Source organism: Paenibacillus sp. Lou8.1, from assembly GCF_024213565.1.
In the GTDB taxonomy this organism is placed as follows: Bacteria; Bacillota; Bacilli; order Paenibacillales; family Paenibacillaceae; genus Paenibacillus; species Paenibacillus polymyxa_B.
Genome location: NZ_JANAVN010000001.1, coordinates 357,551 through 377,974, shown reverse-complemented (window position 1 = coordinate 377,974; position 20,424 = coordinate 357,551). Strand labels below are relative to the sequence as shown.

Annotated in this window: 14 protein-coding genes; 8 read left to right on the top strand and 6 right to left on the bottom strand. The window is 45.3% G+C overall.

Annotated features, from left to right (window positions below; genetic code table 11):
* The first annotated feature begins 120 nt into the window (after positions 1 to 120).
* The 3 genes from NLX78_RS01795 (at position 121) to NLX78_RS01785 (ending at position 6,843) form a co-directional block, all read left to right on the top strand.
* Positions 121 to 1,890 carry a methyl-accepting chemotaxis protein gene (locus NLX78_RS01795; protein WP_250261750.1) on the top strand — a complete coding sequence of 590 codons (1,770 nt, stop codon included), beginning with the start codon at positions 121 to 123 and terminating at the stop codon, positions 1,888 to 1,890.
* 139 nt (positions 1,891 to 2,029) lie between these two features.
* Positions 2,030 to 5,725 (top strand): non-ribosomal peptide synthetase family protein, encoded by a 3,696-nt coding sequence (locus NLX78_RS01790; protein ID WP_254349463.1) that lies wholly within the window; start codon positions 2,030 to 2,032, stop codon positions 5,723 to 5,725.
* A 119-nt stretch (positions 5,726 to 5,844) separates the two neighbouring features.
* Positions 5,845 to 6,843, top strand: coding sequence for a polysaccharide deacetylase family protein (locus tag NLX78_RS01785; protein ID WP_250261752.1), 999 nt, complete (start codon positions 5,845 to 5,847; stop codon positions 6,841 to 6,843).
* A gap of 91 nt (positions 6,844 to 6,934) precedes the next feature.
* On the opposite strand, the gene NLX78_RS01780 is transcribed toward NLX78_RS01785, so the two are convergent.
* Both NLX78_RS01780 and NLX78_RS01775 read right to left on the bottom strand, forming a co-directional pair.
* Positions 6,935 to 7,555, bottom strand: a complete 621-nt coding sequence (locus NLX78_RS01780; protein ID WP_254349462.1) for a TraX family protein — start codon at positions 7,553 to 7,555, stop codon at positions 6,935 to 6,937.
* Positions 7,556 to 7,578: 23 nt separating this feature from the next.
* Positions 7,579 to 8,256: a CBS domain-containing protein gene (locus NLX78_RS01775; protein WP_069291676.1), complete on the bottom strand. Its 678-nt coding sequence runs from the start codon at positions 8,254 to 8,256 to the stop codon at positions 7,579 to 7,581.
* A 218-nt stretch (positions 8,257 to 8,474) separates the two neighbouring features.
* Here NLX78_RS01775 and fsa point away from each other — a divergent pair, with 218 nt between their 5' ends.
* The 3 genes from fsa (at position 8,475) to NLX78_RS01760 (ending at position 10,980) form a co-directional block, all read left to right on the top strand.
* A complete protein-coding gene (gene fsa / locus NLX78_RS01770; RefSeq protein WP_013309811.1) occupies positions 8,475 to 9,122 on the top strand; it encodes a fructose-6-phosphate aldolase in 648 nt (215 codons plus the stop codon).
* Positions 9,123 to 9,323: 201 nt separating this feature from the next.
* Positions 9,324 to 9,779: a MarR family winged helix-turn-helix transcriptional regulator gene (locus NLX78_RS01765; RefSeq protein WP_254349461.1), complete on the top strand. Its 456-nt coding sequence runs from the start codon at positions 9,324 to 9,326 to the stop codon at positions 9,777 to 9,779.
* Between the two features lies 1 nt (position 9,780).
* The gene (locus NLX78_RS01760) at positions 9,781 to 10,980 is read left to right on the top strand and encodes an MFS transporter (RefSeq protein ID WP_061831311.1); all 1,200 of its coding nucleotides are present in this window, start codon (positions 9,781 to 9,783) and stop codon (positions 10,978 to 10,980) included.
* A gap of 90 nt (positions 10,981 to 11,070) precedes the next feature.
* Here NLX78_RS01760 and NLX78_RS01755 read toward each other — a convergent pair whose 3' ends face one another.
* Positions 11,071 to 12,381 (bottom strand): MFS transporter, encoded by a 1,311-nt coding sequence (locus NLX78_RS01755; RefSeq protein WP_165175743.1) that lies wholly within the window; start codon positions 12,379 to 12,381, stop codon positions 11,071 to 11,073.
* 90 nt (positions 12,382 to 12,471) lie between these two features.
* Positions 12,472 to 14,190, bottom strand: coding sequence for a methyl-accepting chemotaxis protein (locus tag NLX78_RS01750; RefSeq protein WP_069291672.1), 1,719 nt, complete (start codon positions 14,188 to 14,190; stop codon positions 12,472 to 12,474).
* Between the two features lie 271 nt (positions 14,191 to 14,461).
* Between NLX78_RS01750 and NLX78_RS01745 the strand changes: the two genes are divergently transcribed.
* Positions 14,462 to 15,415, top strand: a complete 954-nt coding sequence (locus tag NLX78_RS01745) for a serine hydrolase domain-containing protein (protein WP_254325867.1) — start codon at positions 14,462 to 14,464, stop codon at positions 15,413 to 15,415.
* Positions 15,416 to 15,558: 143 nt separating this feature from the next.
* Here the strand turns inward: NLX78_RS01745 and yicI are convergent, their stop codons facing one another.
* The gene (gene yicI, locus NLX78_RS01740) at positions 15,559 to 17,883 is read right to left on the bottom strand and encodes an alpha-xylosidase (RefSeq protein ID WP_254349460.1); all 2,325 of its coding nucleotides are present in this window, start codon (positions 17,881 to 17,883) and stop codon (positions 15,559 to 15,561) included.
* Positions 17,884 to 18,063: 180 nt separating this feature from the next.
* Between yicI and NLX78_RS01735 the strand changes: the two genes are divergently transcribed.
* Positions 18,064 to 18,984, top strand: coding sequence for an AraC family transcriptional regulator (locus NLX78_RS01735; protein WP_254349459.1), 921 nt, complete (start codon positions 18,064 to 18,066; stop codon positions 18,982 to 18,984).
* Positions 18,985 to 19,000: 16 nt separating this feature from the next.
* Here the strand turns inward: NLX78_RS01735 and brnQ are convergent, their stop codons facing one another.
* Positions 19,001 to 20,359 (bottom strand): branched-chain amino acid transport system II carrier protein, encoded by a 1,359-nt coding sequence (brnQ, locus tag NLX78_RS01730; RefSeq protein ID WP_061831307.1) that lies wholly within the window; start codon positions 20,357 to 20,359, stop codon positions 19,001 to 19,003.
* Positions 20,360 to 20,424 lie beyond the last annotated feature (65 nt).

Here is a 20,424-nt window from a genome sequence, read left to right as displayed (position 1 = left end):
ATTACATAAAATTCAAGGGTCTATTATCTCGATTATTATGTTTGTAAGGGGGACTTGATTATCTCATTCGATAAGCGGTTCAACACCATATACAAAAATACAACCAGGGAGTGGAACATTTTGAAAAAGTGGAGTAGCTTATCATTCTTCACCAAAAACTTATTATTATCCTTCTTCAACATCGTATTGATTGGGCTAGTCCTTATTGTGTCCAGCTATTTGATCCAACGTACGATTTTGATAGACCAATTGCATGGACAAGTGGAAAAAATCACATTGAAGTGGGCTCAGGGCATTAATTCCGATGAAGTAACCCAAGCGGTTCAAGAGAAAAACTATGATGGACCCGTTCAAACCAAACTCCGCACGTACCTAGATAACATCATGGCGACCAATCCGAATATCTCTCATGCCTATATATTCGGGACGGAGCTCGAAAACGGCAATCTAACATCTATTGTGGCGATGCCAACGGATCTCAGAGAAGCATTTGAAAAAGATAAGCTGCTCGTTGGCTCTATGTACGAGCAACCCAATGTCGTGGCAGTCGGCGTAACCGGTATGCTGGACAGTGGCAAACCAACATTCACTAGCTTCTACGATGATTCTTTTGGTACATGGACGACTTTGATGACTCCGATTAAAGATTCAAGTGGCAAAATCTTTGCATATTTTGCAGTCGATGCAGATGCTGGCGCCGTACCTGCCGGCTTAACCAAGCTGCTCATTAGCGGCGCTACCATTTTAGTGATTTTCCTACTGATCTGCCTGGCGCTTCAATATTGGGTTGTGAAACGCACGCTGTCCCCGATTAAGCAACTGATGTACGGTATCAGCGAAGTAAGCAAAGGAAATCTGGATGTCCAAATTCATGCAGGTCATGATGATTTGGGGCTCGTAAATCAGAATTTCAACGATATGGTAAGTCATATTAACAGCATTATGACCAAAGTGAAGCAGACAACTGATGAAGTTAATGAATCTGCCAAGGAACTACTCGCAATCTGCGAACAAAACGGAATCAACTCCAACATCATCAATCAAAACATCAGTGAAATCACGGAGAATATCCGTTCGCAGGAAAAAGCAACAGGCGATAGTGCACGTGCCATGGCTGAAATGGCTTCGGTAATTCAAAATATTGCCACGAGTTCTTCCAATGTTGCGGAAGAAGCCAATTCGGTAGAGAAACGTTCTAACGAAGGCAATGAGATTGTAAGCAAGGTATCATCCCAAATGCACTTGATTACCGATACAGTCACCAATACTTCCCGTATCATCAAGTTGCTGGACAGTCGTTCGCAGGAAATTGGCAATATCATCAGTACCATTTCAGGCATCTCCAGTCAAACCAACCTGCTCGCTTTGAACGCTTCTATTGAAGCTGCGCGCGTTGGTGAAGAAGGTAAAGGCTTTGCCGTTGTTGCCAGTGAAGTACGTAAGCTGGCAGAACAATCCGCGGATGCAACCAAACAAATCACGTCCCTGATTGAAGAAATTCAAAGTGAAATCGGACAAGCTGTGAAGTCGATGGAGCAAGGAAACGTTGAAGTTCAAAACGGAATCGTCGTTGCCGGACAAGCAGGCGTGCTGTTCAATGATATTCTTCAAGCAACTAAAAATGTAGCATGGCAAATCCAAGAAGTATCCAGCGCTACTGAGCAAATATCTGCGGGTACACAAGAAATGACCGCGACAGCAGACGATCTTTCTTCCACTGTAACCAAAACAGCCAATAACAGTGTTCACATTGTGCAAACGGTGGAGGAGCAAAAAGCTTCTTTGGATTCGATTATTGATTCATCCCATAAATTGACGTCCATGTCTGAAGAGCTTCAAGAAATTACATCTTATTTCAAAATTGCAGACACCAACCGTACCAAATCATAATAACCATTTATCAGATCCAACATTTATAAGTAAATCATTCGGGAATGCCTCCCTCCTGTTCATGCATTTGAAGGGATCGGAGGCATTTACTGAGTTTACCATTTATATTAAGAATTCATACATTCAGGAGGTTAGCGTAATGGCTTCATTACTACAAAACAGCACACAGACACCCCCATCCCCATTCCTAGTTCCCTTGGATTGTGCACGTATACAACGCAAGCATACATCCTCTACTTATCAAGTAGAGTTAGAAGCGTCCATCTCGGAACAATTAAATCAGCAAAAAACTGCGGATGACAAACAAGCGTTGCTCTTATCAGCATATACTGCATGGGTATATCGCCTATCCGCAGAAGAAGAAGTTTCTTTTTCTACATTTGTGCCACAAACCGGTCTGCTTACAGCTTCGCTGACAGTCGAAAAGGAAACGACTTTTCATGAACTAGCAGACTTATTTCAGGAGATGCTCCGTGAGCCTAATGCATACCTAGCGGAACCACAAGCCGATACTTCATTTTCGGCAAATCTGCCTACGGACAGCGGAGCAGAATCCCGTATTATGGACTGGGCTGTTAGTGAACACAATGGCACTTATCAAATACAGATCCGATATGATCAATCACTCTTGCTGGAAACAACGGTTGTCCGATACGCAGAATACTTTGAAACTCTTTTGCGCGGCGCGCTAACCAACAGCCATGCACTTGTGAACTCCATTGATATATTATCAGATGCAGATCGAGCTGCTCACGAAGCTTTAAATAATACAGTCGTGAAATATCCTGAGCATCAAACTATTCATGGAATGTTTGAGGAGGCAGCTTCACAATACCCTGATCGTCCGGCTATTGCTTCCCACACTGGAGAGTACACGTACCGTGAGTTGAACGAACGTGCTAACCAAGTCGCACGTGTCTTGTTATCTAAAGGTCTTACCAAAGGTGAATTCGTGACTATCTTCATGGAACGAAGCTTGGAGACCGTTATTTCCCTTCTGGGTATCCTGAAAGCCGGGGGCGTGTATGTGCCTGTTGATCCCGCCCACCCCGCCGACCGGAGCAGCTACATTGTCGAAGACACGCGTTCTCCTTTTGTCTTAACAACTTCCGCACTCATGAAACAAGCGACTGAACTGTGCGGTTCCATTGAGACGGTAAAAGAAATTTTAGCAATTAACGGACCACTGGCAGGCTATGCTGCAAGCAATCCAAACGTTAATGTAAGTCCGGATGATCTAGCTTATGTCATCTATACATCCGGCTCTACAGGCAAACCGAAAGGTGCCCTGATCGCTCACCGCGGTGTCGTTAACCTAGGAGCTGTCGTGCAACGCGATTGCGACATTACACCTCAGGATGTATTGACCCAATTTGCAACCTACAGCTTCGATGCATCCGTTTGGGATACAATTGGAGCCTTGTTTTACGGTGCAAAATTGTACTTGCTGTCTGCCGAAGAACGTGTATCTGTTGAAGAATTCGCTGAAGCCATTGCACGTACAGGCACGACGATTATTACCATTTTGCCGACCGTATTCTTTAATCAGCTATCTACGTACTTGTCAGACGAAGGCTATCGCAAACTCGCTAAGGTACGGATCGTTACCGTGGCAGGCGAAGCGCTGTACGGCTCACAAGTTCGAGCGTTCCAAAGCAAATTCGGTACAGATACCGACATCGTAAACGTATACGGACCGACCGAATGCACCGTAGCGACGACGACCCATCGAGTCCGTGGTGCCGTGCCTGAGCATGTCGTCAATATTCCGATCGGCAAGCCGATTTACAATTACAAAGTGTATATCGTTAACGATGATAACAAGCTTTGCCCTGTCAATATTCCGGGTGAAGTATGTATTGCTACGCCTGCGTTGGCCCATGGCTATCTCCATCAGCCAGAACGTACAGCTCAATCGTTTGTGGACAACCCTTTTGTTCCGGGTGAAAAAATGTACCGCTCGGGTGATATCGCCAAGCTGCTGCCAGACGGTACGATTGAATACGTAAGTCGCAAGGATTCACAGCTCAAAATTCGGGGGAATCGGATTGAAATTGGAGAAATTGAAGACCATTTTTCCAAACATCCAGGTGTTCAGGACGTCGCTGTAGTAGCCGTCAAAGATCACACAGATCAGAACATGTTAGTTGGCTATTTTACCACTTCGGATGGACAATCCATTCCACAAGACGTTATTCAGTCTTATATTGGGGGCAAGCTGCCTTCTTATTTTGTACCAAGCCATGTCGTTCATCTGGAAGCCATGCCAATTTCACCAACTGGCAAGATCGATCGCAAAAAGCTGGCCCTGCGACCACTTCCCGAAGCGTCTGATCTTTCATTTGGCGGGGAACCTCTCCGAGAAGGAACCGAAACACTCATTGCCGAAGCATGGACTCAAGTGCTTGGTAAAAATAACATTGGCGCTACCGATGATTTCTTCCTGATCGGGGGCGATTCGCTTCGTGTCATTCATGTGCTGGCTATTCTAAAGCCGCGTTATGGCGCGCTGCGCATCGGAGATTTTTTCCGCTACAAAACCGTTCGCGAGCTTGCTGAATACGTGGAACAATTAGGTACGGAACAAACGCCGCAACGCAAGCCACTCGCGATTTCTCAAGAAAAAATGGACTTGAATGAGCATCCTATTGAGTTGTCTGGTGCTTCTGACTTAGCTGAAGTCCGCGACTTGCACGTGATTTTGTTAACCGGTGCTACAGGCTATCTGGGCTCGCACATTCTGTATGACCTACTTCAACGGACAGAAGCCAAAGTATACGCGATGGTACGCCCTTCTCAGGACGGTCCATCCGGTATCGAGCGTATTCAGTCCGTATTGACGGGATATTTTGGACAAGATATCTCCAGCTTGATTGAAGGACGGGTAAAAGCTGTCTATGGGGATCTGGAGCAAGCTGATCTGGGTCTCTCTTCCGTCGACCGCCATATGCTGGAGCACCAAATCGACGGCATCATTCACAGCGCCGCTGACGTTCGCCATTTTGGTGATTCGGCAGCCTTCGATCGCACGAATGTGACCGGAACACTCGAACTGCTGAAAATCGCTCAAGCCAAGCCAGGAGTATCCTTCCATCATGTCTCTACTATGGGAATACCGGAGGATCTAGCTAACGAAGGAAAATGGGAGTCGGCATTGGAGCTTTCTGCCTTCCCAGACGAACTGAACGTGGACAACCTGTACACGAACAGTAAACTCGCAGCGGAGAAGCTGTTGTTCCAAGCAGCTCAAGCGGGTACGCCTGTCTCGATCTATCGCGCAGGCAATTTGACAGCCCATTCGGCCAACGGACGCTTCCAGCGAAATATCGACAGCAATGCTTATTATCGTATGATGAAAGCGATGCTGCTGCTGGGCAAAGCGCCACAAGCCGATTGGCATACGGATTTCACACCGATTGATTACGCCAGCCGTGCTATCGTAGAGCTGTCCGTTCATCAAAAAAGCGCAAACCGCATTTTCCATATCTGCAATCCGAACCCACTGCCATATGATGAACTGATCGCTATGGTAAACCAACTCGGTTACGCAGTAGAAACCCTGCCTTTTGACGATTACAGCGCTTGGCTGCTGAATCCGTCTTCCGGCATTCAGGAGGATGCCCTTCACCTTGCTATGGGACAACTGGAAGGTGACGGAGCCAAGGATTCAGCTTACCGTTACGGATGCTCTGTAACCGCAGCTCTGCTGGAACAAGCTGGCGTTCAATGCCCGGCAACCGACCTTAACTTTATTCGGAACATGATCCAGCATGCCGTCGAGATCGGTTACTTCCCGACCTCTCCATCGGTATCTGTAAAAGCAACACAGAGGTAACAAAGTTGTGATATTTCCCCCGCATGTTTTCGGTATGATAGACTAGATTTTGCTAGTTTCATATTTAGTATAAACCTCTATACTTTCAGAATTTTTTTGCATGCGGGGGATGTCATTCAATGAAACACACTTTTTTTAAAAGAACGTTGCTAATCATAAGTTTGTTCGCTATTTTAGGGATTTTGGTGTATGAAGCACGTAGCATATACCACACACCCACAGTTAAAGGGACTCATCGTACACGTACAGCTCATGCAGATCGACTGGTACGCCATTTATTCTCACTGACGCCTACACCAGATAAAGTATATTACCAAAACAAAGTCATTGTCCTGATGTATCATGAGGTGACCAAGACTCCACCTGATCCCGGCGCTCTCAAGCTTAGTAATTTAACGAGGCAGTTGGACGAAATGAAAGCTAACGGCTTCCACTGGATCACGATGAAAGAGTATACGGACTTTATTTTACATAAAGCCAAGGTTCCTGATAATGCAGTACTTATGACATTCGACGACGGCTATGAGTCCTTTTATACGGACACTTTTCCTGTGTTGAAAAAGTACCAGGTACCGGCAACCAATTTTCTCATCACGTCCACGATCAGCAATCCCAAACATATTGGAATTCCTAAGCTGACATGGGATCAAATTCATCAGATGCATGCCGAGGGTATTGATTTTTACAACCATACCAATGACCAGCATGCTTACGGATACTCCAACACAGCGCGCACCCAACAAAAGCCACTTCTGATGGGTCCGGTGTATTCGAAAAAGCTGGGGCGAATGGAAACCGAGAATGAGTTCAAACAGCGGGTTTATACCGACTTGGGCATGGCTGACAAGAAGCTGTTCAAGCATCTACACAATGATCAGAATGTACTTGCCTTCCCTTATGGTGGGTATACCAAGGAGACGCTGGAAATTTGCCGTTCCTTGGGAATTGACGTTACGTTCACGGTGAAACGGGGGATTAACTCGCCAGGGCAAACGAACGGCTATCGCGTCAATGCAGGTGGAATACACAATATTCCAGAGGTATTGGTGCAATACATGAAAGAAGGTGCTCCCCTTCGCCCACTTCCTTTTGCCCAAGGTCCCAACAAGGTATCCTAAACATTGGCTAGCTTAATAAAGGAAAACTAAAGAACCTTTAAAACCATTTATGTCGTGGTTTTAAAGGTTCTTTTGCTATATAAGATGTAGATTAGGGCCAGATACGAATTGCAGCGATAACAGCCAGATGTACCGGGTAAAAGCTACGCCACAACCAGCGCGGTACCCTATTATAAAATCCGCTTTCTCCAGTTGCAAAACATACGATCAGAATGCTGGACAGCAGACTAAAGTGTTGGAGATTCGCGTGATGCACTATATCATACACTACGTTCAAAATAAAATGGGCTGCAATCATCATATATGAACGGGTGTATCGATAAATGAGAACCAACAGCAGTCCATAGGCTCCGTAATCCATCTGGCTGAGCTCCATAACCAGAGCTGAAAGGACGTACAGAACCGTTACAGCCGTCCAGTGCTTCAAGCGGGATGCAGCAGCCAGCACGAGCAACGAGGCCAATAGCGTCCAGATTACGTTCGGTCTAAGCACATCAAACGCTAGCATATAGGGAACTTGAGAAATCAGAGCCAGTCCGAGTAGACGGAGCATATAGCTCCGTATGTCTCGGGTATGAGTATATCCCAAATACAGCGCGTACGCGTAGATTGGAAAAGCAAGCCTGCCGGCAATTCTCCAAGCCGGATCCGTCGGAAAAAACACAAGTCCGACATGGTCAATCAGCATCGTCAGCATGGCCAACCAGTACATACAAGGCCCCCTTATTCAATGTTTTACGTTTTTTCTTCTGTCAAGCTCAGAATGGCGTTCATGATATCCGTTTTCGTAACCCGTCCTACCAACCCCCGAATTGGAGTTGAGGAGCTACATTGCTCGTCCAAAACTGGAAGACAATTGACCTGATGCCGAATCAGTCTCGATATCGCTTCCAGTAAAGTGTCTTCTGGAGCAAGCGTCATCATTTGGGCCCGGCGCGTCATTGCCATGGTCACCGGGACGGTGTGAAGATCGGTATGCCCCAGCATGACCTTCAGCAAATCCTTGCGGGTAACAATCCCAATGAACTCCTGCTCCTCCCCTGTGACCATCAGCGTGCCTGTATTTTGCTGAAACAACATCAGCACTGCATCATAGGCGGTCGTGTCACCGGAAATCAAAATCGGATCGCTAAGTATATCTGCCACAGTCAGCTTTTTGAGCATGTTGCCGATATGACTATCATATTTGGGATAACGTCCTGGCAGGTAGCCTACCTTCGGCTTGGCATCCACCAGCCCGAGCATAACGAGCAGAGCAAGGTCAGAACGGAGAGTCGGACGCGTCAGTCCCAGTGTTTCAGCAATTTTATCCCCCGTAACAGGTGCCAGACGCCGGACAATTTCAACAATTTCCCGCTGTCTTTCAGACAGTTGAATAGTGATTACCTCCTTATGGAGTGGGGTAGTATACATTATAGACGAGCATAGATCGGTAAATTTCAGCTTCTTCCGACAATTCATCAAATTTTAATCATACACAGCTTGTTTTCGAATTTAAAATGTGTCACAATTAAGAATGTAATACATACTAATTATAAGTTTAACGTGTGCAATATGCTACATTTAAATGAACTATTGTACATCGCATGTGATATGTATTATGTATTATATAAACCTGAGGAGGAAATCAAATGAAATTTTTCTTGGATACTGGTAACATTGAAGAAATCAAACGTATTGAACGTTTGGGTCTGGTTGATGGTGTAACAACGAACCCTTCACTGATCGCTAAAGAAGGTCGAGTGTTCAAGGAAGTCATTCAGGAGATTTGCAGTATCGTTGAAGGTCCCGTAAGTGCTGAGGTTATTGGTCTGAAGGCTGAAGATATGCTCAAAGAAGCTTATGATATCGCCAAGTGGGCACCGAACGTGGTTATCAAGCTTCCTATGACCGAAGACGGCTTGTACGCTTGTAACGAGCTGACCAAGAACGGAATCAAAACGAATGTAACACTGATTTTCTCCGCGGCTCAAGGTTTGATGGCAGCCAAAGCTGGCGCTACTTTTATCAGTCCATTCGTAGGACGTCTGGATGATATTGCTGTTGATGGTATGAAGCTGATTCGTGAGCTGAGACAAATTTTGGACATTCATGGTCTGAAATCCGAAATCATCGCCGCATCCATCCGTAATATTAAGCATGTAGAAGATGCTGCTCTGTCTGGTGCACATATTGCCACCATTCCAGGTTCCTTGCTCCCTTCTCTGTGGAAACACCCGCTGACAGACAGCGGTATCGAACGCTTCCTGAAGGACTGGGAAACTGTACCAAAAGCTTAATTCGCCAGTCATGGCAAACGATACTATATCAACCCAAACAGCCCGTATTTTACGGGCTGTTTTTTATTTTGGCTTTAGTGATGGCAGAACCCAAAACACTGAACAACTTTTTTTGACAAAATAACTTGTTGTTCATATAATTGTTATAACAACTAATTAATTTCGAAGTAATTTATGTACGGGAAACAGAAAGGAGTATCTATGAATAACTTGCCTTCCGATTGTTCCATTGGGATGTTACTCGGGATTACTCACCGCAAAATGAGTCAGCAGCTCTTGCAGCGCCTCAAACCTTATGATATATCCCCAGAACAATGGTCGGTTCTGTACCAAATCTATCAGGCTGAGGGTTTAAATCAGAAAGAAATTGCAGCTAAGGCCGTGAAGGACCAGCCTACCACGACTCGAATTATTGATTTGTTGGACAAGAAGGGCTGGGTACGGCGTGTCAATAGCCCACAGGATCGTCGGGCCTATTTGCTTCATTTGACTGAAGCAGGCCGACAACTGGTGAAAGAGACTCTTCCTGTCGAACTTGATGCCAACCACGATTTTGTAAAAGGAATTTCCTCAGCTAATCTGAAGCAATTCCGCCAGACTCTTTTACAAATTCACGCCAACATGACCGAATCAGAAAAACAAGGAGAGAACGATTAATATGCAACAAGGCAAGCAACCTCTTTGGACCAAGGAATTTATCGTTCTTACGGTTTCCAATTTATTTTTGTTTCTGGAATTACAAATGATCGTTTCTTCTATCCCTTCCTATGTGAAAAATGCATTCCACGCCAGTTCCGTTCAGGTCAGTCTCGTTACCACCTTATTCGCTTTAAGTGCGATTGCAGCACGACTCTTTTCAGCCCGTATGCTGGAAAAAGGACATCGCAGCACCCTGATCTTCATCGGACTGCTGTTTGCATTAGCAGGAACACTGGGATACAGCGTTTCACCGACGATTACAGTGCTCCTGCTCATGCGGATGTTGTTTGGAATCGGCTTCGGTATGAGTAGTACGGCCTTTCCAACGATGGCCTCTGACGTCATCCCGCCCAAACGTCTCGGTGAAGGAATGGGTTTTTTTGGTCTTTCCACCAGTTTAGCAATGTCAATTGGGCCAACCATCGGCATTTCGATGCTGCAATACGGGAGTTTCAACCTGCTTGCCTATACGACAGCAGCTGTAATTGTTGTGATATTCCCGTTGGCTTACTGGCTGATTCGTACACTACCTAAGGGGCACATCGAACCACCTATGGTTCCTTTGGAAGAAGGGCGAAAACCGGCATTTAACCGTAAATTGTGGATTCCCGCCTTGTTGAACATGCTGATGTCTATCACATATGGTGGGTTACTCGGCTTTATGGCGCTTTACGGGGATGAAGCAAATCTGGCGCATCCTGCCTACTTTTTCCTGTTTAATGCGGTATCCGTGCTGATCGTGCGTCCCTTCTCGGGCCGTATTTATGACAAAAAGGGGGCAAAAGCACTGCTCATCCCCGGCTCCCTGTTTTTAATTGGCGGTCTGATCCTGCTTTCCTATGCGCACAGTGATGTCTTCATGTATATGTCTGCTCTTTGCTACGGTATCGGGTTTGGTGTTATGCAGCCGACCCTGCAAACCTGGATGATTCAGGTCGTGTCTCCTAAACAGAGGGGTATGGCAAACGGAATGTTTCTCAATTCCCTCGATTTTGGGGTTGCAGCCGGAGCGCTTATACTTGGCATTATCGCCAAAGCAAGTGATTATGCGTGGATGTACCGTCTCTCCTCGCTGTTTATTGTACTGTTCTTACTGATCTATGTCATACAAATCGTCGCAAGCCGTAAGCCTAAGACACATGTCCCTCTAGAAGGGTAAGTCTATAATTTACAATTGAATATTAGTTTATACTTGCTCAGTTTTCAAAAACACCCGTTGCCATGATTTCATGACAACGGGTGTTTTTTCTTATTTCACAGGAGCTTTGCGTCTTAGCTTAGGAGAAAGAGGCTTTTCTCGGGACACATCTGTTAGCCCCTTATCCACATTCATAGGGTCAGTGGATTTGTCATCTGTGGGTTCATCCTGCTTGGGTCTGACCGCAAACAGCATCAGCATAGCTGCAATGCCTCCCACTGCGGCCATCACGCCAAAAAGCAGACCATGTCCACTGCGACCCAGCAGCAATGAAACAACCGGAGGGCCTAACGATACCCCGACAAAGCGCATGCTGCTATACAACGAAGTAATGGTTCCGCGCTCCTCTTTTTCAATTCCCTTCGTAATGAGGGAATCCAAACAAGGCAGTGCGAGCCCAATCCCGCCGCCCCCTAACGTAAACAATCCGATCACCGCATAAATATTTTGGAAAAATCCGAGAATGGCAAAGCTGATCGTCAATACGGCCAAACCACTGAAACCGATCCACTTCATGCGCTTTTTGTGCTTGCCGATGATCTTGCCTCCTACATAAGAGCACAGACAGAGGGAAATCAGCGGAATGGCTAACACAAAACCTTTCCACACTCCATGGAGGTTGTAACGACTTTCCAGTATGTCAGATAAGTAAAACAGGACGCCAAAAATGACAAACATACAAATACCGCCCATTGCAAAAATAGCATAGAGCCAGCGTCCTTTTTCGGCAAGCACTTGCTTCACATTTCCCACAAATTCTCGAAACATAATCGGTTGGTTCTTACGCTTGGGCACATGAATCAGCCAAAGCACTAAAATGAGCGAAATCAGACAGAGGCCCGGAATCACCGCCAATGGCAAAAACCATAGAACAGCTCCCAACGCAGCACCGAGTATCGGACTTAGCACTTTACCAAATGTGTTGTAGGTCTCAACTACCCCTAGGTTTTTGCTGGCCTCATCCTCATTTTCGTACAGATCGCCCACAAGCGGAATGACTATAGGAAAAGCCCCTGCCGCTCCCGCACCCTGGAGTAGACGGCCTGCAATAATGGTCCAGTAAGCTGCCAAATCGTGAAGCAGCCATGCCCCCACCGCAGAAATCCCCCCTCCAATCACAGTCAGAATCAGACAGGGAACAATCACCGCCTTACGGCCAAATCGGTCGGAAAGATAGCCCGCAATCGGTATCAGTAAAATGGCCACCACCGCATATACTGTAATCAACATACTAATCCGAAAAGAGCTTACATGTAGCTTACGTCCGATTTCCGGTAAAACTGGAATCAGCATGGAATTACCCAGCGTCATCATCAGCGGGATGGAACCTAACGCAAGCAGATTCCCTTTATTTTGTTGCATCCCGTTACCACCTTTGCAAAAGTAATAACACAGCTGTTCTGATTCGTTCAACAGATGTTATTGTGTTTACATTGGTGGGAATTTATGCGGCTACACTTTAAATCCACCGACCCTTGCATTCAGAAGTTGCGACATATCCGCCAGTGTATGAATGGAAGACGCAATTTCCTCCATGGAAGCCAGTTGCTCTTCAGCCGCCGCACTGACACTCTGGGTTCCCCCTGCCGACTGCTCTGCTACTTCACGAATACGTTCTACTGCTTCCACCATTCGCTCGGATCCACCGGACATTTGTTCTACGGACCGATTTACACTGTGAATCTGTTCGCTGACCTGTTGAATGGAACTCCCAATCTGACGAAATGCGGTTTCTGCGGATTGCATGACCTTTACGCCAGACTGCACTTCAACCGTGCCTGTCTGCATACTGGAAGCGACATTTCCAACATGCTCCTGAATATTTTGCACAAATTGTGTAATTTCTGCTGCTGAAACGGATACCTGCTCGGCCAATCTTCTTACCTCAGAGGCTACAACAGCAAATCCTTTCCCCTGCTCTCCGGCTCTTGCCGCTTCAATCGACGCGTTGAGCGCTAGCATTCCTGTCTGTTTGGCTATTCCGGTAATGACAGCTCCAATCATGCCAATCTGTTCGGCCTGTTCACTAAGTGAACGCACAGCACGTGCAGAGCTGTCTACACTTTCGCTTACCTTTTCCATCTGACGCATAGCCTGACCTATAGATTGTTCTCCTGCTTCTGCATCTTTAGCGGCTGTATCAGATAACTCGTACACCTGCTGGCTCGTAGCTGCAATATGCTCCAGTTCGTGGGCTAGCTCTTTCACGGTATCTGTAGTTTGTGTAATATCATCGACCTGATGCTCCATACCAGCCGCTAGCTCTTCCATTACACCGGAAGTATGACGATTGGCCTGATTCATTTCCTCCGTACTTACGCTAACCCGCTCTGCGGTCACGGTTAATGTACGCGCCGTATCCTGCGCATCCACTATAATACTGCGGAATCCCTCAATAAGCTTGTTGTAGGAGCTTGCAATCATACCGATTTCGTCTTTGGACGTAATATCAAGTCGGCTACGCAAATCTCCCCCACCTTCAGACATTTCCAACAGCTGCTCATTCATATGGTGTAATGGACGAATGGAACGAATCAGCACGATGGATTGAAAAATACTGTAAATGATAACTAGAAGTCCTACAACACTCGTAATCAAGGATGTATTCGTCATCGTTTGGTGCGCTTGCTGTACTTTCACCGTCACCATATCTTCTTGAGCTTTGACAAAGGCTACTACCTTGGTATCCAGTTGCTTGCGCAACACCCGTTCGTTTTCAAAATCATCGAGCAAATCAGAAAATGGCGGGAAAGCATCATCTCTTGTACTCTGATACCCCGCTGTAGTCAGTAAACGATGAACTTGATTCATATAGGTATTAATTCCCGTCTTGAGATCAGTCATCTTTTTCTTAGAATCCTCATTACCTGCACTAAGCAGAGCTTCTGTCTCCTGTAGCAACTTTGCAACTTCACTCTGCTTGTTTCCGATCTCTCGCCCGTACTGTTCGTCACGAGTTAGCAAATATGCCCGCTCATCATTAGATATGCCGTTTAACAAAAATTGAAGAGACTTCGAGTTATACGCAATAGCCTCTTCACGATTCATAATATCCTTGTACTCATTCTCACTATGTACGCTTAAAATGTAATTGGTTAGCAGCATGGCTGCAATCACACTCGGGATCAGTATCGCGCTAAGAATCATTTTGGCCTTAATGGTTAAATTCATGAATCGGTCCCCCAGTTATTTCTGAATAAAATGTCCAACTTACTATATATCGTTTTATTCGACTGTTTTTTTGAATGAAACAGAAAAAGTGTATAGATTTTTAAATATATTTGTGTCTATTCAGTGAACATATATATCTTTTTTAATATCAAAAAACAAATAAATTCAAAATTAGGTAAATGAACTGTTTTCAGTTTGTAACCTTCGAATTCTAGACTATAAAAGTGATATACTATGTATTGGTATGCCATAAGCCTCAAGGAGGATCTGCATGAAAAGCCTGGAACTCAAGCCACTTATTCACGTGCTTAACGAGTTGGAAACCCGCAGCTGCCTTATTGAGCAGCAGGGTAACATGATCATGAATTATTATCGTGAACCTCAAATTGCTAACGAACTCTATAAAATAAATTCCTGTACCAAAAGCGTGATTTCCGCATTAGTTAGTATCGCTATGGACCAGCAACGGGGACCGAAACCGGAGACACCAATCCTCGAATTCTTTCCCCAGTTGGCCACAGATAGTGATTCTCAAAAGCGTGATATTACGATTGAACATCTGCTGACGATGTCCGCAGGCTTTAACTGGACGGAATTTGGCGGGCAAAACTCTTTTCCTACCATGAGCAAAACGTCAGACTGGGTGCAATTTGTGCTTTCACAGCCATTATCGGATGTGCCAGGCACACGAATGGAATACAGTTCTGGCTGTTCTCAACTTTTGGCCACCATATTACGTAATGTTTCTGGACAAACAGTTGTTGAATTTGCCGAGCAGCAATTATTCCAACCGCTCGGTATCGAAAGCTACCATTGGGAGACCGATCCTCAGGGCACGCATACGGGTGGATTCGGACTGCATCTCAGACCGATGGACATGCTCAAATTCGGGCGGCTTTATCTGAACGAAGGAGGCTGGGAAGGACGGCAGATCATCCAAACAGAGACAGTCCGATATTCAACCCGTCCGTTTCTTCCTGCTGCCAAACCACAAAAAGCATTTTACGGCTGGCACTGGTGGACTTCTTCCTTTTCAGATGAAACAGAGACAGGAACTGAAAGAGAATATTTTTACGCTCTCGGCTTCGGTGGGCAATACATTGTTGTCGTCCCGTCGTATGACATGGTTGTTGTCGTTACCGCTGATAAATTCAAAAAGAAACGGGCTCCTGTGGATATTTTCCGGCAGTATATTGTACCGCTGCTACTCCAGCAGAATGGATAGGAATAGATACCGAAGCTAAAAGTTGCAACTGGTCTCTAACAAAAATCTGCATCAAAAAGGGCTTGCCTGTTGGATCAGGCAAGCCCTTTTTTGCATATAATCGCTACATTATGACATACTTCATCCACTTTCTAGAGCCTTACCTAGCCCAAGTGAATCGTAAGCTCTTGCTGTCCGCTGGAAGCTGGTGTAATGATTACACCCTGTTCTCCCGACTGGCTGCTGCCTTCCTCCACTTGAACAGCCTCGTGGATACCGCGCAGGACTATCGACCATGGTTTAACAGCACCTTCAGCCTTCACCGTAATAACAGAATCCTTGCGGCTGGCAGTAACCGTTAGCTCTTCTTCACCTGACGTATTCACGATTACCGTTCGAGCTTGTTGCCCCTCTCCAAGCTCAAACAAATGAAGCGCCACTTGATCTGCATAATCATAGTCCGGACGACTGTCCTCATGACCAATTGCCAACAGTGTGTTCGGCTTCACGAGCACAGGCAAGGTTGTAAAATCATGATACTCGTTGACCCAACGACCACCAGACATGCTCTTGTTTGTTAACAAATTCGTCCACTGACCCTCTGGTACATAATACTGTACACTGCCTTCTTTATTAAAGATCGGGGCTACCAAAATGGAATCTCCTAGCATGTATTGTCGATCGAGCGTTGCACAGGTTGGGTCCTGCGGGAATTCCAACACCATAGCCCGCATCATCGGCAGTCCCTTCACCGAGGATTCCACAGCAGAAGCATACAGGTGTGGCATCAGCGAGCATTTGAGTTTGGTAAAGCTGCGTACCACGTCGACTGACTCTTCGTCAAACAGCCAAGGAACACGGTACGACACGTTTCCGTGTAGTCGGCTATGGGAGGATAAAAGTCCAAACTGCACCCACCGTTTGTATAAGTCCGGCGCAGCCGTTAGTTCAAAGCCGCTAATATCATGGCTCCAAAAGCCAAACCCACTCAAGCCAAGTGATAATCCGCCCCGCAATGATTCTGCCATCGACTCATACGTCGACGAGCAGTCTCCGCCCCAGTGAACCGGGAACTGTTGCCCCCCAGCCGTAGCAGAACGTGCAAATAACGCTGCTTCATTTTTACCCAGCTTTTCCTCCAGCACTTCAAACACTGCCTTGTTATACAAATGCGTATAATAATTATGCATTTTCATTGGGTCAGAGCCGTCATGATATACCACATGGGTAGGAATGCGCTCGCCAAAATCAGTTTTGAAGCAATCCACCCCTTGATCTACCAACACCTTCAGCTTATCCTGGTACCAGGCGACTGCAGCCGGATTCGTGAAGTCAACCAGCCCCATCCCCGCCTGCCACATATCCCATTGCCACACGCTGCCATCGGCGGTTTTGACCAGATAACCATTCTCCATGCCTTCATCGAACAAAATGGATTTTTCAGCAATATACGGGTTGATCCATGCGCAGATTTTGAGGCCCTTAGCCTTCAATCTCCGCAGCATGCCTTCTGGATCTGGGAACATATCTTGATCCCACTGGAAATCACACCATTGGTATTCCTTCATCCAGAAGCAGTCAAAATGGAATACCGAGAGTGGTAGATCCCGCTCAGCCATCCCGTCCACAAAATGGTTAACGGTCGCTTCATCATAATCTGTTGTGAACGAAGTGGTCAGCCACAAACCAAAGGTCCAGGCTGGTGGTAATGCAGGCTTACCCGTCAGCTTGGTGTAATTGTCCAGTACCTCTTTAGGGTTAGCTCCACCAATAATAAAATACTCTAACGATTCGCCGGAGACGCTAAACTGAACCTTTGATACATTTTCCGATGCAATCTCATAGGATACCTTTTCCGGATGGTTGACGAACACACCATACCCTTTATTCGATAGATAAAATGGAATGTTTTTATAGGCCTGCTCACTGCTAGTCCCGCCATCTTCATTCCAGATATCGACCACTTGACCATTTTTTACGAACGGGGTAAAACGCTCTCCGAGTCCGTATACGTACTCTCCGATGCCCAGCTCCAGCTGTTCCCGGAAAAAAGGCTGATCCTGCGGGTCTGTAATATAGCCTGGTCCCCGATGTCCGCTGCCTGTGACTTTACGATCCTCGACATAAAATCCTACATCCCAGCTCTTCCCACGACCGACTCGCACACTCAGATCGCCACTTTTCAGTACCGCTGCGTCCTCATCCACTGTAATATCTACCTCTGTTGGCAAGGTGTGAATTTCAAAATTCGGACCCTGATGCACCCGTCCCTTATGGTGGTTCAGACGCACCCGAATGACATTCGGCATAGGCGAGCTGTAGGTCGCTTTCAGCAACGCTCCGTTCAGTGTATCTCCTTTGTGCTCGATCCGGTGGGTCGCTGCATATACCGTCATGGAAGCATCGTCCGTCACAATATCACGGATATCAGCAGGATTTTGTATTTCATAGCCCTTGCGAACCATCCAATAGCCATCAGTAAATTTCATCTGTTACTTCCTCCGCTTCAATCTTTATTTCTTGATCCCAAATCGCTTGTTGGATTTTTGCGAAATCCTTACTATAATAATATTGATTTATGTAAGGGTTTACTTCGTTTATTTTGACGTATTGTATCAATATTTTGATGTTTTCTATATAAATCAGTTTGCAGAAGAGGAGTCGTTGAAATGCAAAGGGAAATGTTGCGGGAAAACCGCATTCACGGCAATCCCATGTACCCAGTCAGCGTATATCCGAGCGTAGAGCAGTTGAACGGAAATAGTATACTGGAGTCTCATTGGCATGAAGAGATGGAGTTTATCGTAGTGGAGCAGGGAAGCGCCATTTTTCAGACGGATATGGTCTATACGGAGGTTAACGAAGGTGAAGCCCTTTTTGTCAACAGCGGCGAGCTTCACGCCGGTTATTTACAAAAAAGCCCTCGCTGCATATTTTCTGCGGTGGTGTTTCATCCAGACATGCTGTACAGCCGCACGCAGGATACGGTGCAGACGCAGTTTATTGACCCATTTATCAGTAAAAAGCTTGTCCCTCCCCCTCACATTCGAGGCGTGCAGCCCTGGGAGCAAGAGGTGCTGGCTGCATTGCGACACATTATCACCAGCCATGAGCAGAATACGCCTGCCCGTGAATTGGCGACCAAGGCGCAGCTCTATAGCATAATTGCCTGCCTGTATCCACACATGACCCCTGCTAACGGAAAGGATGTGATTATGGCGGGTCAACGCAACAAAGTTGAACGGATCAAAAAAGCGCTGGCGTATATCAACAGTCATGCTCATGAACCTATACGTTTACGGGAGATCGCAGATGAGATTGGAATGAGTGAGGGGCATTTTTGCCGTTTTTTTAAGCAGATGGTTCAGAAAAGCCCGGTAGAATATATCAACTATCATCGGATTCAGAAGGCTTGCAGGTTGCTGGAGCAAAGTGATCGCAAAGTGGTTGATATTGCGCTGGATGTTGGTTTTGACAATTTAAGCTATTTTATTGCGACCTTTAAAAAATGGAACGGCCTGACCCCTTCGCAGTACCGTAAGCAGCACGAAGCAGATCAGGCGCTTGCTGTCCCTTATATAACAGACTAATATGCCATAGGATAAATCATTTATTTTTTTTGGGCTTCATAAGTACTAAAATTATTTTTCTTCCTCTTAACTTAGTAAATATGTAGCCAGCTACACCTCCTAAAACAGAGGGAATTAACCACCCTAACCCTACATTATATAATGGAAGAAGATGATTGAAAAAGTCATTAATTACATTAATTTTTATTCCAGCAGCATTCAAGCCATCAAATAAACTAACGATAAAGGTTAATATCAAACTGCCTTGATATACTTCTGACTTTCCTTTAAATACGGGATGTAAAAAAGTTAAAAATATAAGAGAAATAGCAATAGGATATATTGCCATTAATACTGGCGTTGAAACCTTAATAAGCTGTGTTAAACCTATGTTGGCTACAAGAGCACTAAATATAGATAACATGAGAGCAACTCTTTTGTATGAGACTTTCGGAAATAATCCATGAAAAAAAGAAGAGCAGGAAGTAATAAGCCCCACACTTGTCGTTAAACACGCTACTGTAATCATTAAGCCTAATAGAATAGAACCATAAGATCCAAAATAATAGGAGGAAACCTTAGCTAGCACCTCAGCGCCATTTCCCAAAACACCCAATTTTTCAACGCTAGAAGCTCCCATGTATGAAAGAGACGTATAGATAAAAGCTAAGAGTATAACCGCAATTGCTATCGCTTTGGCACAAATGATCATCAACTCTTTTTTTGTAGTGACTCCTCTATCCTTAATTGCATTCACAATGATAATTCCAAAAATAAAGGCTACAAGAGCGTCCAATGTTAAATAACCCTCTTGAAAGCCTTTGAAAAAGACATTCGATGTATAACCTTCCGCAGGTTCTTGGAATTTTCCTATTGGGTGAATAATAGCTACAATCACAAGTAATCCAATGAATGTCAATTTAATGGGTGTTAAGAACTTTCCGATAACATCAATAATTTTTGTAGGATTAAGTGATAACAAGCATGCAACTCCAAAAAAAAGAATAGTAAATACAACAAGTGCGACAGGATGATCTGCATTGTTAGAAAAAAAAGGTTTTACTCCAATTTCAAATGACACACTACCGGTTCTAGGAATTGCATATAAAGGCCCGATGGCCAGATAAAGAATTGTTGTAAAGACTAGACCGAATACAGGATGTACACGACTCGCTAAAGTTTGCAAATTGCTTTTGCCTGAAAAAACAAAGGCTGTGACGGCTAGTAATGGTAAGCCAACTCCGGTAACCAAGAAACCCGCATTGGCTACCCATACATTCTTTCCAGCCATTTGCCCAAGCATAGGTGGAAAGATTAGATTCCCTGCACCAAAAAATAAGGCAAATAGCATTGAGCCTATAATGATAATAAAGGACGAAGAAACACTTTTCGACATAATAAATCCTCCAACTACGAACTCACAACATTTTGTTTTTATTCGTTTTCTTTTTAATTTGTATA